Origin of the sequence: Micromonospora sp. NPDC050397, from assembly GCF_044901685.1 — a bacterium.
Lineage (GTDB): Bacteria > Actinomycetota > Actinomycetes > Mycobacteriales > Micromonosporaceae > Micromonospora_G.
Genome location: NZ_JBJDPS010000001.1, coordinates 963566 through 979902, shown reverse-complemented (window position 1 = coordinate 979902; position 16337 = coordinate 963566). Strand labels below are relative to the sequence as shown.

The window sequence follows — 16337 nt, the reverse complement described above, 5'->3', positions numbered from 1 at the left end:
ACGCATCGGTCAATTGGGCAGGTCAGCCAGGACGGCGAGAGCCGCCCGGTGCCGGTCGGCGGTGCCGTACCCGATCGCCGCGCTCCTGGCCCGCTTCAGGTGAAGGTGCGCCGGGTGCTCCCAGGTGAACCCGATCCCACCGGGCAACTGCACGCACTCCTACGCCGCCCGTCGAACCGGGCCCAGAGGAAGCCGGTCCGGTCACCGAATCCGGTCCGGTCACCGTGTGGGTCGTGCCGGCCGAGGAACGCGGCCACCCGGTCGCGGAGCCGGTCGGCGGCAGCATCGTCGTCGGCCACGATTCCTCCCCAGTTTTTGCATCGTCAGTGCAATATAAAAGGCGACCGCGCCGGGCGGAAGCCCGACGCGGTCGCTCGGCTATCCGGTACGGAGATCAGGCGCTCGGGCAGGTGTTGCGGTACTCCTCGATCGCCGAGCCGGTCGGTCCCGGGCAGAGGAACTGCTCGTACCGGGTGTCGTCGTCGACGAACCGCTTCAGCCAGGCCACCGCCTGCTTCGCGGTCGGGGTGTTGGTGGTCTGCGGGAAGAAGTGGCTGGCCCCGTTCAGCTCCAGGTACGCCTTCTCGGCGGCGGACGGGATGCTGTTGTAGAACGGGATCGAGTGCGACGACACCGAGGCGACCGAGTCGTTCTCGCCGCCGATGATCAATGTCGGCACCCGCAGCGTCGACCAGGTCTTGGTCAGGTTCCACGGCGCCAGTGGTACCGCCGCCTGGAGCGACGGACGGCTCCGGGCCGCCTCCAGGCTGCCGCCGCCACCCATCGAGTGACCGGCGACCGCGAGCCGGGAGGGGTCGATCCTGGTCCGTACCGAACTGCCTTCGACCAGGTAGTCGAGGGCGGCCAGGAGTTGCTGACCCCGGCTTCCCGGCTGGTCGAAGATGGAGTTGGTCTCGATACCGATCACCACGAAGCGCGGCGAGCCGGCCGAGAAGGCGTACGGCGGGACGGGGGCGGACGGGGGCGGGGGTGGCGGTGAGTGGTTGCACGTCGGTGTACTCCCTGTTCGTCGGGGTTATATCGACGTCCCCCATTGTTCGACCGGGCTCACCGGCCACGCATCGGCAAAATCACCAGTCCCCCCGCCATCGCGCACACACCCCCGAGCACCCGGCCCAGGAATCGACACGGGTCCCCGAAGGGTCGGGCGACGCCGACCAGCTCGACCGATGCAACGCCTGCGCCGACTCACACAGAGTGACCAACCGCGATGGTCGCGGACACCACGATCACGTTGGGTACAAGGACGGCGGGCACGGGTCCGGGTACGGAGCGGCCCGCCGACCATCTAACCAACGCCGACCACTCCGATGCGTCACCCCAGTTCAGGACGGTTGCCGTGCGGGCGGGATGTCCGAATGGCGGCCACTCTTAACCCGCAGGTCGCCGGCTGAACATGTGCCTGGTGTCCGGCTGTCGGAGCGCGGGGGTTCGCTCGGTGCGATTGCAACACATCCTCACAAGGAGTGACCAAGTGCCTTCTACCCGTCGCGCCCTGCTCACCGGTGGCGCCGCTGCCGGTGTCGGTCTCGCCGTGGCCGGCGCCGTGCCGTCGCTGGCCCAGGCGAACCCCAAGTCGACCAAGCCGGCCGGCGCCCACAAGCCGTTCCCGCCGCTGGTGGACGACCCCAAGGGCATCCTGGCCCTGCCGCCGGGCTTCAGCTACCACATCGTGACCACCACCGGCGTGACCAAGCTCGACCGCGGCCAGGGCAGCACGCCGTCCTCCCACGACGGCATGGCCGTCTTCGACGCCGGCCACGGCCGCTACACCATCATCCAGAACCACGAGATCAAGGCGGGTGGCGCACACGGCGTGCCGCACGTGAAGGGCACCGTGTACGACCCGGGCGCGCTCGACGCCGGCGGCTGCACCGTCATCACGACCGACCGCTCGGGCCGCAACCTCGGCGAGTTCGTCGGCATCTCCGGCACCGTGTCGAACTGCGCCGGCGGGCCGACCCCGTGGGAGACCTGGCTCACCTGCGAGGAGACCGAGTACAAGGCCGGCGAGTCGTGGTCGGAAGGCGGGCGCTCCGGCACCTACCAGAAGGACCACGGCTACGTCTTCGAGGTCACCTCGGACGGCAAGGCCGACCCTCGGCCGATCAAGTGCTTCGGCCGGTACGCCCACGAGGCGCTGGCGATCGGCAAGGACCGCACCAGCGTCTACCTCTCCGAGGACGCCTCCGGCCCGAACGGCCTGTTCTACCGTTGGACCGCCCCGCGCGGCGTCAAGGTCGGCCCCGGCATGCTCAGCCACCTCGCGCCCGACGCCGGCACGCTCGCCGCGATGGCGATCGTCCTCGACGACGGCTCGGTGCTGCCGGACGTCGCGTACCTGACCTCGGCGCAGATGGGCCGCCCGTTCGCGGTCCGCTGGGTTCCGGTGCCCGAGCGCGACGCGCAGACCAAGCCGGTACGCCAGCAGTTCGCGGACGGCCAGGTCACCCGAGGCAAGAAGTTCGAGGGCGTCTGGGGCACCGACGAGGGCGTCTACGTCGTCAACTCGTACGCCTTCAGCGACGGCGACCTGCCCGCCGACGCCGTGCCGCACGACGGCATGGTGTGGTTCTACAACTACCGCGAGCAGACCATCCAGCTCGTCACCTACTTCCCGCACCAGGCCACGGCGGAGTCCGGCGAGGTGGCCCGGTACAACGACATGACCTTCGACGGCCCCGACAACGTCACGGTCACCCCGTGGGGCAGCCTGGTCCTGGCCGAGGACGGCAAGGGCGCGTCGCACGTGCTCAGCTCGTTCCCGGGCGGGCCGACCTACGCCATCGCCCGCAACCAGCTCAACGACTCGGAGTTCTGCGGACCGACGTTCACCGAGGACGGCAAGGTCCTGTTCGTGAACATGCAGGACCCGGGCTACACCCTGGCCATCACCGGCCCGTGGGACAGCTACCTGCGCTGACCGGGCTCGCGGCCCACCTGCCCCGGATCGGGCAGGCGGGCCGCGCCTCGGCGGGCTTCGGCCCGGCCCGCTCCGCCAGGCGGTGCCCGAAAAACCGGCCGGCGCACCTGACGTACGGGCACGTGGTTGAAGAAGGCAACACAGGCGGGCGAATCAGCTTGGCTTTGACCAGGGCGGACAGACGGCTGGGCACGCCGTGCCGGGCGACCATTGCACGTACTCTGCATCTCGACGCTCGGAAACCGCCGCCCGGTGGAAGCTTGGAGGGTCAGTGCAACAGGGTGCCTACTACGTGGTCGAACGGCCGGACTTCATCGCTCGCTTCCTGATCGGCAACGATCGGCCGGAGACCGCGCCCGAGGCCGACGTCCACGTGGAACTGGCCGACGGAACCACCCGCTACGTCACCTTCTACACGCTACCCGCGATCGACGAAGTGCTACGACGCCACCAGAAAACCGGGGAAGCGGCTGGCAGCGCCTACTTCTGGTCGACAGACCTGGTCATCGTGCCGGAGCCCGGAGTACCGGCGATGACGCGGGCGATTGAGGAACTGGTCCGCTCCGGAGACATCGAGTCCGCCTGCCAGATGATCCCGCGTTCCGGCAGTGACGATTGACAGCCCGACACACCGCCGGTTTGGAAGATCGTGATCCACTGACCTGATCCGTCCGATGTGGCTGGTCGGAAACGGTGTCGTGGTGTCCTTACCTGCCCACTCGTGACCGGGTACGGCACCGGCTCATGGCACGTGGTTGGCACGGCCGGGCGGTCGTCCGGCGTTCGTACGGCTCACCGCCTCGGCCTTCGGGCCGGGGCGGTGCCGTGTCGCCGGCTCTCCGCGTGCCTGGACCGCGTACCCGGTGGCAAGCCGCGCGGCAGCGCGGCAGTCGATCGCCCAGACCACGGCGGCGGCCAGCCACTCACGCGATCGTCACGGCCTCACCTGGAAGTCCCCCATCACCACCGACACCGGGTTGTCCGCATCGACACCTCAAACCCGGCGAGGCCACGCTCAGATGCCGAGACCCCCGAGCACGACCACTCCCTGACTGGTGAACTCGCCGGTGAGCATCGGCATGGCCTGGGCGATCGCTGCCTTGGTCTCGGGAAGTCGCAGGGAGGCGTCGTGCATCTCCTTGCTCTGCCACACCTCGCTCACCCAGATGGTGACGTCGTCGGTGTCCGCGACACTCACGACGTAGAGGTCACAACCGACCTGACGCAGGCCGTCGACGGAGCTGAGCAGGATAGCCACGACGTCGTCGCGGCGACCCGGCTTGGTCTTCATCGACCCGATGTACCCGTACGACACCTGCGACTCCCATGGGGACCGGCGAATTCGCCCCGGTGACCGCTCGCCTGCCGCGACCACGCTACCGCAGCGGTACGCGGCCGTGGATACGCGCGGATCCGCGTTTCTCTCGCACACGGTCGCCGCACGGCGGAGCCGCAGCGGTTTGTTCACGCGAACATCTGCGCCTCCCCGACCCTGCCGGTAGCGCCGGGCAGGCGTAACCCGGCGGCAGCCGTCAACGTTGCCTGCCGTCGGGTCGACGGGCGGGGACAAAGCATCCGGTACGCCTCCAGCAGGTGTTCCAACGACGTACGCCGAAGTTCCGACAGGTGTCCGGTGGGCGTACGCATCGATCGCATTAGGTTGCTGGAAACAGGTGCGTAACACGATGATGCCGTACAGGCATCGATGTTAACGCTCACTACAGACCCACCGAGCTCAGGGGGTAGACAGTGACTCCAGCACGTCCGTCCATCGACCGGCGCGGTTTGCTGAAAGTCGGCGGCGCCGCGACAGTGGGGGCGGTCATCGCCCCGCACGTCGCCGGGGCGGCGTTCGCCGCACCGGAGGCCGTCACCGCGTCGGCGGGTGCCTCGCCGGAGGCCGCGTTCCTGGACCAGAACCCGAGTTGGGTGGTCAAGCCGTTCGCGCTCGACCAGGTCACCCTGGCCGAGGGTACGGTCTTCGCCGAGAAGCGCGCACGCGTGCTCAGTCTCGCCACGGCGTACCCGGCCGACCGGGTGTTGCACAACTTCCGGGTGACCGCCGGACTGCCGACCCCGGAGGGCTCCTCGCCTCCGGGCGGCTGGGACGACGCCACCGGCAACCTGCGCGGGCACTTCAGCGGGCACCTGATCACCATGTTCGCCCAGGCGTACGCGTCGACCGGCGAGCAGCTCTACAAGGACAAGATCGACTACATCGTCACGGAGCTTGGTAAGTGCCAGGACGCGATCGCCGCCAGCGGGCAGGCGAGCCACCCCGGCTTCCTCGCCGCCTACCCGGAGACGCAGTTCATCCGGCTGGAGTCGTTCGCGACGTACCCGACGATCTGGGCGCCGTACTACACCTGCCACAAGATCATGCGGGGTTTGATCGACGCGTACCTGCTGGTCGGGAACGCGCAGGCGCTCCAGATCGTCACCAAGATGGGCGACTGGGTGCACAGCCGACTCTCGGTGCTCCCCCGCGAACAGCTCAACCGGATGTGGGCGATCTACATCGCGGGCGAGTACGGCGGCATGAACGAGGTGATGGCCGACCTGCACGCGCTCACCGGCGAGGAACGCTACCTGACCACCGCGAAGTGCTTCGACAACCGGCAGGCCCTCTTCGGCGCCACCGTCGAGAACCGCGACATCCTCACCCGGCTGCACGCCAACACCCACGTGCCCCAGTTCGTCGGCTACCTGCGGGTGTTCGACCGGTCGAACGAGGCTGAATACCACACCGTCGCCGAGAACTTCTGGAACATGGTGGTGCCGCACCGGATGTACGCACACGGCGGCACCAGCGGCACCTGGCCGGACAGCGCCGCCGGCCCCGGCAACACCAACGCCGAACTGTTCCAGCCGCGCGGCAACATCGCCGGCTCGATCGCCGGCAACGGCGCCGAGACCTGTACGTCGTACAACCTGCTCAAGGTGTCGCGGAACCTGTTCTTCCACGACCCGGACCCGAAGTACATGGACTACTACGAGCGGACCCTGGTCAACCACATCCTCGGGTCCCGCCGCGACGCGGACAGCACCAGCAACCCGAACGTGGTCTACTTCCTGCCGCTCACCCCGGGCAGCACCCGTGGCTACGGCAACACCGGCACTTGCTGCGGCGGCAGCGGCCTGGAGAACCACACCAAATACCAGGAGTCAATCTACTTCCGGTCGGCCGACAACGGCTCGCTCTACGTCAACCTCTTTGTCGGCTCGACCCTCAACTGGGCCGAGAAGGGGATCACGGTCACCCAGACCACGAACTTCCCCCGTGAGCAGGAAAGCACCCTGGCCATCACCGGCGGCAAGGCGCAGCTCGACATCCTGCTGCGGGTGCCGGGCTGGGCCAAGAACTTCCAGGTGTGGATCAACGGTCAGGAGCGGCTCGGACCGAAGACGCCGGGGACGTACCTGCGGCTGCGGCGGATGTGGCAGACCGGCGACACGATCCGGATCTCGATGCCGTTCGGCCTGCGGGTGGAGAAGGCGCTCGACCGGGCGGACACCCAGACCGTCTTCCACGGGCCGGTGGTGCTGGCGGCACTCAGCTCCGACCGCGCGTACCGGGAGTTCTCCTTCTACCGTCAGGTGAAACTCGACGGCGACATCTCCCCCGCCTTCACGCCGGGCACGGCGGGCACGTTCACCACGAACGGGCACACGCTACGACCGCTCTACGTCGGCGACACCCAAGCACAGCACATCTACTTCCGGCGTACGGAGCCGACGGTGCTCTTCGGGACGTACGACTCCGGGGTGGAGAATCGGGAGCGCGACGGGCAGACCTTCCTCGACCTGGTCTGGGCCCAGGCCCCGTTCGCCAACCACCAGCAGTTCATGAAGACGGTGACGGCCGCCTCCGCCAACTGGGTACGTCAGGGCGACCTCACCCGCGAGGAACGCACCGCCATCCTCGCCGCCGCCACCAACGCGGAAGACGACCTACGCCCCTGACCAAAGCCACGTGATCCGTGATCGTGGAGAGTTCGGCCCGCCACAGCCGGCCGAACTCTCCACGATCATCGTGGACCTCCGGCGTGTGCCAGGATCGGGCGGTGTTCGATGCGCTGGTACGGGGTCTACAGGAGCGGGCCACTCGGGCGATGCCCGCCGAGCAGGTCAAGGAAATCGACGGCTGGCAGTTGCGACACGCTCCCGGCTGCTCCTGGTGGGTCGGGACCGTACTGCCGCACGGTTTCGCCGACCAGGAGGAGTTGCTGCTCAGGGTCGTCGAGGCCGAGGAGTTCTACGCCGGCCACGGCGAGACTCCCCGCTTCCAGCTCACCCCGGGCGTCTGTCCCGACGAACTCGACCGCATCCTGGCGGATCGGGGTTACTGGTGGCAGAGCCCGATCTCGTTGCAGGTGGCGTCGGTCGAGCAGGTGGTGGCACGGACACCGCAGGGTTCACTGCGGGTCCGGCTGGACGAGCAGCCGACCCGCGCCTGGTTCGACGCCTGGCACGCGGTCAAGGGGCACGGCGGTGACACCCGAGCCGAGTGGGAGATGTTGGGCCGGATCGAGGGGTCGGCCGCGTACGCCTGCGCGATCAGCGGGGTCGACGTGGTGGCGATCGGCCGTACGGTTGTCGACAGCGGTTGGGCCGGAGTGTTCGGGATGGCGACGATGGCCGAGGCACGTGGCAGGGGCGCGGCGCGCAGCGTGCTCGCCGCCCTTGCCGAGTGGGCCGGCACCCGTCGGGTCGACGGCATGTATCTCCAAGTGGAATGCGACAACACCCGGGCGCTGCGCCTGTACGAGCGGATGGGCTTCACCGAGGTCTGCCAATACCACTACCGCTTACCGCAAACGATTGATGACTTGCCAGCTACCCGAGTAGGATCTCAAGGCTTCACGAGCCAGAAGGCGCCAATCTTGAACCTTCCAAGGCCACAGGATATCGCCATTACCGACCCGACTTGTACCTAAATAACCGTAACTACTCCAGGAGTTAGTCGACCCTAGTCGCCCCGTCGCCCGTCAGTAACCAAAGTGACATTCTCAATGGCGCTTCTTTGTCCTCATGCTGGAACGAGACGGCCACAGTTCCACGACCAGATCTCCAGACAGTGGCGCGATCGAACTGCCCCGGCATCGGCACGGGTGGCTCATCGAATTCAGAAGAGTATGTTGAAGCACCGACACGCTCCTCCACCAAAGTCACGAGCCTCACATACTCCGCTTCGAAGAGTTCGTAAAGCAAACCAAAATTAGCGCCCTCTCCAGGCCATAGTATCTTTACGACTACCTCGAAGGCTCGCACATCCTCGAAAGCATTGGAATATCCAGACTCAATTCCCCTCCTCCATTCCTTCCAGCCCGCCACGTCGTTCTCTCGAACCTCGACCCAACCCAAATCCAGCAATGCCGATTCATTGGTCGGCGCTCGCCTTAGGTCATCCGAACCGACGAACCACCCAAGTAGATCCAATACCGCATCCGAATTCACTTCATGGATCCAATCCTAAGCTACATGCCATTTCCGGGCACATGGAGAACCCAAAGCGTGCCGTTCTTCATATTTTCCTCGAAATACCCCCCAACAAGGATCGCAAGTGATCAGCTCCCGCCTTATTTGATACGGCATAGACTACTCCCTGCCGGTCAAGACCGGCCGCGAGGTCCAACAATCGACGCGTCTGATCCAATGTTTTGCTAGGATCGTAAAACTTATGATTGGGATTATAGGGCGACGAATCCCATTGCGCATCATTGCCAGTCCATTTGGCTTCAAGGAGCCAATCCCCGTTGTCTCCGTCAACCTCAGTCAGCTCGTCGTTATAGCGCCATGTCGTCTCTGTGCGACTTCCCATCACATGCGCCTGATACTTGAAGGACGGACGACGCAATTCCGTATCAGTGAGGGTTGAAGACCTCACTTCCACCGGTGTGCAGTTGTGGACGAGCACCGGCGTGGTGCCGGCTATCACATAGTACGTGTGGGTGTTGGCGACCGTGAGGTCGCGCATGACCTTGCTGCCGTCGAAGGACTCGACCTCGACGACGGTGACCCCGGCCGGAGGGCCGCCACCTCCGGAACCAGCTCCGGTGCCGTCACCCTCCAACCTCTCGTCATCGTGCACGAGGAGCCGGTGACCGACCTTCAGCTTCGCCGCGTCGACCCACTGACGCTCGGTGGCGTCCCAGAACGGGTGGTGGTCGGTGGTCTTCAGCACCGACGTCTCACCGGACGCGTCGTCCCGTACCGTGACGTCGGTCAGGTCCTCGTCCGTGTTGACGTGGAGCCGGGTCACCTCCTGCGGCGCGGTCTCACCCGTGGTCGGATCGGTGGCGACAACCCGCTCCCCGACCGCGATATCCTTGATCGCCTTCGTCGTCCCACCGGCCAGGAGCACCTGGGTTTCCGGGTCGAAGCTGTGGCACGACTCCGCCCGATGGCGCCCCTGGTATTCGGATGACCCGCCCGAGGCATTCGGCCTGGCACTCGAACCGGAGTACGACATCGTCGAGCCAGCACCAGATGTCGGCGTCCGTCCGACGGACGCGCTCGACGAACTCGGGCCGGACGATTTGCCCACACCCGGGGAACGCCCGCCGCCACCGAGCCGGGATCCGAGCGGACCGGTCAGCCGGCTCAGGCCCGCCGAGAGGGCGCCGTCCAGGCCGCCCTCGATCATCGTGCTGGCGAGTCCGCCGAGAGAAAACTTCTGCTCACCCTGTGCGACGTCGACCATGTAGCCGCCACCGGCCGCCATGGCACCGGCTGCCGCTCCGGCAAGGATCAGGCAGCCGATGCCGGTGGCGCAGAGCGCTCCGACCGCGACCGTCGCGGCGATCGCCACCGCCGCGCTGGCAACAAACTTCCACGGGTCCTGCTTGATTGTCTCCACCGTGGACTTGACCGTGTTCACGGCGGCCTTCGCCGCTGTCTTCACCGTGGTCGCGGCGCATTTTGCGACACCGGTCGAGACGCACTTCTTTGCCGCGCTGACCGCGTCCTTGACGGTGTTGACCTTCTGTTTCACGTACCGGGTGGTGGTTTCCTTGACCACGTTGTAGGCCTTCTTGGCCTTGGTGGTCACCACGGTGGCGGCCTTCTTGACCGCGTTCCACGCCTGGCCGGAGGCGACGTAGTTGACCGCCTTGGCGGTCACGTTCACCACCGTCTTGACAGCCGCGACCGGCTTGCTCACCACCTTGGCGATGCTCTTGGCGAGCCCGCCAAGGCTGAAGTGCCCGGTCGGGTCGGTATTGGTCGACGGGTTCGCGTCGCCGTACTGGAACCGGTTGGCGGCGATCGAATCCGGCACCGGGCTGACCGACATGGTGTCCCGGGTGTCGAACTGACCGGTGGCGGTGTTGTACCAGCGGGCCAACATGTTTACCCGGCCGGTCGTGCTGTCCGTGTACTCCGACTGGTAACCGAGGTTACCGGTCCGTACTGCCTTGTGGGCGGTCAGGACGTGCCGGGCAGCAGCCGGTCGAGGAACGGGTTGCTGAACAGCCGGTGCGGGTCGTACGCGTTCAGGGCCGCGACCGCCCGGTCCCAGGTCGGGTCCGGCCCGTGCCGGTAGGAGTCGGGCACGGTCCGGCTCAGCACCAACGGATCGGCCCACCCGGCGGTGCTCGTGTATCCCCAGCCCTTCGACCACTCGACGCGGCAGCCGGCGTACGAACCGGTGTAGTTGGCGAAGAAGAAGGTTTCCATCTCCCGGTAGAACTCGTGCGCGCGTGGCGCGCTCGGAAAGGTGAGCACGTCGAACCAGACGACCACGTCCCACTCGGGATGGTCGGCCCGGGGTCGGGCGGCGGAGAGCGCCGGTGGTTCGGCCCCGGGTACGCCGACGTCGCTGGCCCGGTCGACCCCGGCGACCCGGATCTCCACCTGGCCGGTCACCGGGAACTCGCCTCGCGCCTGGTAGGCGGCGAGCTGGCGCTGGTAGAACTCGGCGAACTCGTTGACCACCCGTTGGATCGAGCCGCGGTTGGTGTGCACCGCGTACCCGTTGGCGTGCTCCCGCAAAGTGGTCGGCTTGACGTAGAGCAGCAGGTTCTTCGACGGTCCCCAGAGGTCGGTGGCGAGGGTGGCGGTCAGGCCGGTGGCGGCGGTGGCGTACTGCGCCTGGCCGAAGGTGGGTGTGAGGGCCCAGGCTCCGTTCAGCAACTGCTCGGCCAACTCGGCGACCGGCCTCGGCACGTTGTCGGAGAAGACGTAGTTGTACGGCGTGACCACCGGCCGCGAGGTCAACGGCCGCTGTGGGCTGACGCTCCACACCTTGAGCCATGGGTGGGAGGTGAAGGCGAACCAGATCGCCTCCACCCGGCCGGCGGCGGCCACGTAGCTGGCCAGGGTACGCCGCGCGCCACTGCCCGGCGGGGCGAACAGTTCCGATGCGGGGATGTCGACGGTGCTGACACAGCGCAGGTTCTGGTTGGCACCGACCCGCAACGTCACCTCGGTGACAAACGCACGACCGACGTGGGTCAGCAACGCTACGCAGGCCGGGTCGGCGCGGTCGAAGGTTCGCAGGACGTACCCGCCGGCCGAGGCGTCCCAGACCACGGCGGTCAGGGAGAGGATCAGGTTGCTCAACGACCCGTAGGTGTGGCCGGGCGTCCGGGTCTCGCCGTCGGCCGGGACCGACGTGCCGTGCCCGTTGACGGCGAGCACACCACCGACGCTCAGCTCGCCGGGTGCGGGCGTGTTGGTCACACCGAGCCCGTGCTCCTCCAGGAAGGCGAGCAGTGCCTCCATCGACGCACCGGTCTGTACGCGTACCGCCGCCGGTGCGGTCGGGACCACGGTCATCGAGGTCAGGTGGCGGGTGGTGTCGACCAGGATGACCCGGTCGGCTCCACCAGCGCCGGAGGGGACGGTCAGCGGCGCCCAGGTGTGCCGGTAGCCACGGGCGCGTACCGACCAGCCGTGGGCGTACGCCCAGTTGGTCACCGTCACCACGTCTGCCGCCGTACGCGGTACGGAGGTCCAGATGGCGCCGGTCTCGATCTCGCCGGCCCAGTTGCGGTACGTCTCCCGGTGCACCTCGATGCCGGACGGGAAGCCGGGTGGTGCCGACCGGTCGGCCGGCAGCCACAGTGGTCCGAGTGCCGTGACGGCGGACGCCTCCAGGAAGTTGCGTCGGGTAATGGCCATCGTGATCCTCTCGTCGCCGGTCGGGTTCCGGCGACGTCTACCCGAGTACCAGGCAAGAGAACCAGGGCGAGGATTTTACCATCGCCGCCGATCAATGCGACATCTCCGGCGAGATGGAACACCAGCCGCTATCCGGACGCGGCGACACCGATTGTTCTGATCCATTTAGCATGTGCGTTGACCCGATTACGCCGACCCCGGGCAGACCATGCGCAAACCGACCGTTTGCCGGGAATCCATAGCGTTTGTGACGCACTCGCACCCACCCCACCGCGAATTCGAATATTCACTGTCAGCAATGCGTCGGTCACGCATTAATCGATCGATGATTGTGGAAGTCTGTTCGCGGCTGGGCGAGCGCCCGGCCGAAAGTGGGGAGGATCTTTTATGAAGACCAGGCCAACACGCCTGATGGCCCTCGCGGCCAGCGCGTTCCTGCTCGCCGGGGTGGCGTTCGCCACGCCGGCCGGCGCGAGCGTGCCGAAGGGCGCGGCGCCGTCCGCGGCCGACACCGGCGCGGTCGCCGCAGCCGTCCGCGCCTACCAGGCGTCGTACCCGCAGATGTCGGACGCGTCGGCGCGTCAGGCGTTCGCCCAGCAGGTCGACCGCAAGAAGGTCTACGAGCGGATCTCCGCCGACGCCTCCACCTACGGCGGCGCGTGGTTCGACCCGCCGACCGGTGTGATGCACCTGGCGACGACCACCAAGGCGGCGGCGTCGGTGGCGGCGAAGGCGGCCCAGGAACTCGGAATCCGCGCCGAGACGCACGTGGTCGGCCGCACCTGGGCCGAACTCGAGCGGCAGGCCGGCGCCCTGCGGACCGGCACCGACGGTCTCGCCAAGGCCGCCAAGGGCCAGGTCGGCATCGACGTCAAGACGAACAGCGTCGTGGTGGCCGTCCCGGCCGGCACCCTCACCACCGCCCGCACCGCTGCCCCGGCCGGGGTGTCGGTGATCGCCGACCCGAACATCCAGACCGAGGCCGACGCCGGCTGCACCTCCCGGTTGGACTGCGACTGGACCGTCCGGGCCGGTGCGGTGCTCCGCTACAACGGCAGCGGCACCTGCTCGGTGGGCTTCACCGCCCGCAACGCCAGCGCCCAGCGCTTCGTCTACACCGCCGGGCACTGCAACAGCGGCGGTGGCACCTGGAGCACCGGCGCGCAGAGCATCGGCCCGATGACGAACTCGCTGCAGTCCGGCGCGATCGACGCGGGCATCATCCGGGTCGACAACAGCTGGTTCCAGTACGACTCCGGCGGCGAGATCTACATCGAGGACGCCGACCGCAGCATCGCCCTGAACTACGTCGCCCCGACCACCGGCTACCTCCTGGTCGGCGAGACGGTCTGCCTCTCGGCGAACTTCACCGAGATCAACGGGCCGAACTACTGCGGCACCATCGGCAGCACCAGCGACGCGTCGGTGCTCGGCATGGTCCGGGTGGACGGCTTCGACTCCTGCGGCGGCGACAGCGGCGGCGGCTGGTACTGGCTCGGCTCGGCCACCTACCGGGTCGCGTACGGCATCCACAGCCGCAGTGACATCGGCTGCCACGGCGACAGCGGCGGCAGCCGGTCGTGGTTCGGCTCGATCCCGCTGGTCACCCCGCTCTGGGGCCTGACCATCGAGACCCGGGCCTCCTGAATATCGCGGTAACGGGGCCTGCCGGTCATTCCGGCAGGCCCTGGCGGTGTCCCTGACAAAGCCGGACGACGGGAGAGAACCACCGACGGAAATCGTCGGAAATGGTCGACGGGCCCAGGCGCCGAGGGGCGACGATTCCGGCACGGGAAATCCGTGACCGGAATCGTCGGCGTGCGATCGGTCGAGCAAAACCGGACCGGGCCCACCACCGGTACACCATCACCGTTTCCGGGCACGACCGCGCCCGGAGAGGACGACATTCGACGCGGTGGAGGTGGCATTACCGCGACAGCGTCGGCTGCCCTCTGGCGGCCTCACCCGCCGCCGGGTCGACGGACCCCTCCTGGTCGGGCCCGTCCGGGTCCGGGTCGGCGTTGTCACGCATCTGCCGGTGGGCGACGAGGCCGGCGACGGCGGCGAGCAGAGCGCCCCCGAGGATGACCGGGCGGGTGCCGTCGATGAGGAAGTCGTTGCCCCACAGGGTCACCGGCCGTTGTCCGATCACCGTCACCAGCAGCGGCGTCAACGCCACGGAGCAACCCAGGACCACCTTCAGCATCGACTGGTAGAGCGCGTTGACCCGGCCCCGCATCGAGTCCTCCACCCGGGCGCCGATGATCGTCACCCCGGTCAGGAACGCCGTACCGGCGCCGGCCCCGGTGAAGACCACGGCCGGCAGCGAGACCGCCAGGTGCGGCGAGAACGCCACCAGCACGAGCGCGCCCGCCGCGGCGACCACCGCGAGACCGAACAGCCGTTCGTGCGACAGGCGGCGGGCCAGCCGGGGCGCGGCGAGGATACCGGTGACCAGACCGAGGAAGGCGGCGAGCAGCAGCAACCCGAAGGCGGCCTGGCCGCCGAGCAGGCTCAGGGCGTACGGCTGGGCCGAACCGACCACCGCGCCACCGGCGGCCAGCGCCCCCATCATGCCGATCAGCAGCCCCCGGACAATTGGTGTGTCCCGCACGTAGCCGACGCTGTCGCGCAGCATCGTGCCCAGGCCGGGCCCGGTCGCGGGTCGGACCGGTTCGGCTTCGGCTTCGGGACCGACCGCCGTGGTGGCCGGCGGCGCACCGCCGGGACCGCCGGGGTTCGCCCGGGCGGTGCCGGACAGTTCGGGCAGGACCGTGGCGATGGTCGCGGCGCTGGCCAGGTAGAACAGCGCGGCGACGACGATGGCGATCCGGGTCAGCCCGTTCATCCCGATCACGTCGCCGGGCAGACCGAAGACCGTACCGGCTCCGGTGATGAGGGTGAACAGGCCACCGCCGACCACGATCGTGATGCCGTACGTCATCACCAGCCCCAACTGGGCCGCCGGGGCGACCTGCTCCGGTCGACGCAACAGACGGGGCAGTGCGGCGTCCTTGGACGGGATCCACATGGTGGTGGCCACCTGGACGAGGAAGCCGCCGACCGCGATCCACCAGTAGGTGTTCACCACGGCGATGGAGAGCAGCAACGCGCACCGGGCCAGGTCGGCGACGGCCATCACCGTACGGCGGTCGAACCGGTCCGCGACCAGTCCGGCGATCGGCGCGAAGAGCAGGCCGGGCAGCAGGTTGGCGAAGAGTACGACGCTGAACGCGAAGTTCACCCCGGCGGCGCTGGTGGCCAGGGTGCTGGCGAGCGCGGCGAGCCCGGACAGGGCCAGCCAGTCGCCGGAGCTGCACAGCCCGGTGACGATCCAGAGCCGGCGGAACGCCGGGACGGCCAGCACCTCCCGGATGGAGGCCAGCGAGGGGGTGTCTGCTTCTCGCGAGGTGCCCGTCTCCCCGGCTACCGGGCCCTCGTCCGCGCTGATCTGCACCAGCGCACGTTAGACGGTCCGGTGGAGCGGGCGACGGTCGCCCTCCCGTCGGTAGCCGTACCGGCGCTCTCCGTACAGTGAGGAACATTGACCTTTCGTTGGCACGAACAGCGAGCACCGGTCGGACGAGACGAACTCGTCCGACCGGCGCTCATGCGTGTCACACCGTCGCGGGACATCGGCCATGCTCCCGCGGGCACCTGTCAGGCGGTCCCGGTACGGAACCCACCACGGCGGCGCCGGACCACGGTGAGCATGACCAGCAGCACACCGAGGGCGAGCAGGCCGGCACCGATGCCGATCTGCGTCCCGAGTGAGCTACCGGTGACCGGCAGTTGCCGGGGAACCACTGTCAGCACAACACTGGCACTCAGCCCCGACTCCCGGCCGGTTGCCGTGATCAGCCAGGTGCCCTTCCAGTCGGCGTCGAAGCTGAGCTGGAACTCACCGGCGGCGTTGGTGACCGCGGTGAGGGCCGGTGGCGGCCCCTGGTAGGCGACCGGCACCATCGCGACGGTCGTTCCGGAGTCGTGACGCACGGCGGCCCGTTCGGGCGCGCCGGCCGCCGTCGTCTGCGGCGTGAACACGATGTCGACGATCTCGGTCGGACCGTAGAACCGACCGAAGAGGGTGACCTCGGTGCCCACCACGACGGTGGAGTCGCTGATGGTCAACACCGGCGGTTGAGGCGGATAGGGCGGTTGTGGTTGAGCGGCCGCCGGACTGGATGTCATGGTGGCGAGCGCGCCGGCCGTGACGAGTGCCGCCATGGCCGAGGCGACGATGCGGGTGAGCCGCATGATGATTCCTCTC

14 protein-coding genes and 1 pseudogene are annotated in these 16337 nt (G+C 68.0%); 5 read left to right on the top strand and 10 right to left on the bottom strand.

Annotated elements, in window-relative coordinates; translation table 11 throughout:
- Window positions 1-9: 9 nt before the first annotated feature.
- The 3 genes and pseudogenes from ACI2K4_RS03815 to ACI2K4_RS03805 all read right to left on the bottom strand — a co-directional run.
- Window positions 10-153: a hypothetical protein gene (locus ACI2K4_RS03815; protein WP_404508475.1), complete on the bottom strand. Its 144-nt coding sequence runs from the start codon at window positions 151-153 to the stop codon at window positions 10-12.
- A complete protein-coding gene (locus tag ACI2K4_RS03810; protein WP_404509216.1) occupies window positions 96-299 on the bottom strand; it encodes a hypothetical protein in 204 nt (67 codons plus the stop codon). Before ACI2K4_RS03810 ends, ACI2K4_RS03815 begins: the two co-directional genes overlap by 58 nt.
- 95 nt (window positions 300-394) lie before the next feature.
- Window positions 395-934, bottom strand: a pseudogene (locus ACI2K4_RS03805) (alpha/beta hydrolase); the annotation flags it as partial.
- Window positions 935-1495: 561 nt separating this feature from the next.
- Here ACI2K4_RS03805 and ACI2K4_RS03800 point away from each other — a divergent pair.
- Window positions 1496-2944 carry an alkaline phosphatase PhoX gene (locus tag ACI2K4_RS03800; protein WP_404508473.1) on the top strand — a complete coding sequence of 483 codons (1449 nt, stop codon included), beginning with the start codon at window positions 1496-1498 and terminating at the stop codon, window positions 2942-2944.
- A gap of 271 nt (window positions 2945-3215) precedes the next feature.
- Entirely contained in the window at window positions 3216-3563 is a 348-nt protein-coding gene (locus ACI2K4_RS03795) for a hypothetical protein (RefSeq protein ID WP_404508471.1), read from the top strand.
- Between the two features lie 396 nt (window positions 3564-3959).
- Here ACI2K4_RS03795 and ACI2K4_RS03790 read toward each other — a convergent pair whose 3' ends face one another.
- Window positions 3960-4259, bottom strand: coding sequence for a putative quinol monooxygenase (locus tag ACI2K4_RS03790; protein WP_404508469.1), 300 nt, complete (start codon window positions 4257-4259; stop codon window positions 3960-3962).
- 149 nt (window positions 4260-4408) lie between these two features.
- Window positions 4409-4591, bottom strand: a complete 183-nt coding sequence (locus ACI2K4_RS03785; protein ID WP_404508467.1) for a hypothetical protein — start codon at window positions 4589-4591, stop codon at window positions 4409-4411.
- A gap of 102 nt (window positions 4592-4693) precedes the next feature.
- Between ACI2K4_RS03785 and ACI2K4_RS03780 the strand changes: the two genes are divergently transcribed.
- Window positions 4694-6907 carry a glycoside hydrolase family 127 protein gene (locus tag ACI2K4_RS03780; protein WP_404508465.1) on the top strand — a complete coding sequence of 738 codons (2214 nt, stop codon included), beginning with the start codon at window positions 4694-4696 and terminating at the stop codon, window positions 6905-6907.
- Between the two features lie 101 nt (window positions 6908-7008).
- A complete protein-coding gene (locus ACI2K4_RS03775) occupies window positions 7009-7881 on the top strand; it encodes a GNAT family N-acetyltransferase (protein ID WP_404508463.1) in 873 nt (290 codons plus the stop codon).
- 22 nt (window positions 7882-7903) lie between these two features.
- Here ACI2K4_RS03775 and ACI2K4_RS03770 read toward each other — a convergent pair whose 3' ends face one another.
- The 3 genes from ACI2K4_RS03770 to ACI2K4_RS03760 form a co-directional block, all read right to left on the bottom strand.
- Window positions 7904-8401 carry a hypothetical protein gene (locus ACI2K4_RS03770; protein ID WP_404508461.1) on the bottom strand — a complete coding sequence of 166 codons (498 nt, stop codon included), beginning with the start codon at window positions 8399-8401 and terminating at the stop codon, window positions 7904-7906.
- Between the two features lie 67 nt (window positions 8402-8468).
- On the bottom strand, window positions 8469-10373 hold the full coding sequence (locus tag ACI2K4_RS03765) for a polymorphic toxin-type HINT domain-containing protein (RefSeq protein ID WP_404509173.1): 1905 nt from the start codon (window positions 10371-10373) through the stop codon (window positions 8469-8471).
- Window positions 10370-12067, bottom strand: a complete 1698-nt coding sequence (locus ACI2K4_RS03760; RefSeq protein WP_404508459.1) for a cholesterol oxidase substrate-binding domain-containing protein — start codon at window positions 12065-12067, stop codon at window positions 10370-10372. The genes ACI2K4_RS03765 and ACI2K4_RS03760 overlap by 4 nt, the downstream gene beginning before the upstream one ends.
- Window positions 12068-12454: 387 nt before the next feature.
- Here ACI2K4_RS03760 and ACI2K4_RS03755 point away from each other — a divergent pair, with 387 nt between their 5' ends.
- On the top strand, window positions 12455-13714 hold the full coding sequence (locus ACI2K4_RS03755; protein WP_404508457.1) for a hypothetical protein: 1260 nt from the start codon (window positions 12455-12457) through the stop codon (window positions 13712-13714).
- A 280-nt stretch (window positions 13715-13994) separates the two neighbouring features.
- On the opposite strand, the gene ACI2K4_RS03750 is transcribed toward ACI2K4_RS03755, so the two are convergent.
- Together ACI2K4_RS03750 and ACI2K4_RS03745 are read right to left on the bottom strand one after the other, a co-directional pair.
- On the bottom strand, window positions 13995-15524 hold the full coding sequence (locus tag ACI2K4_RS03750) for an MFS transporter (RefSeq protein WP_404508455.1): 1530 nt from the start codon (window positions 15522-15524) through the stop codon (window positions 13995-13997).
- A 203-nt stretch (window positions 15525-15727) separates the two neighbouring features.
- The gene (locus tag ACI2K4_RS03745; protein WP_404508454.1) at window positions 15728-16324 is read right to left on the bottom strand and encodes a hypothetical protein; all 597 of its coding nucleotides are present in this window, start codon (window positions 16322-16324) and stop codon (window positions 15728-15730) included.
- Between the last annotated feature and the right edge of the window lie 13 nt (window positions 16325-16337).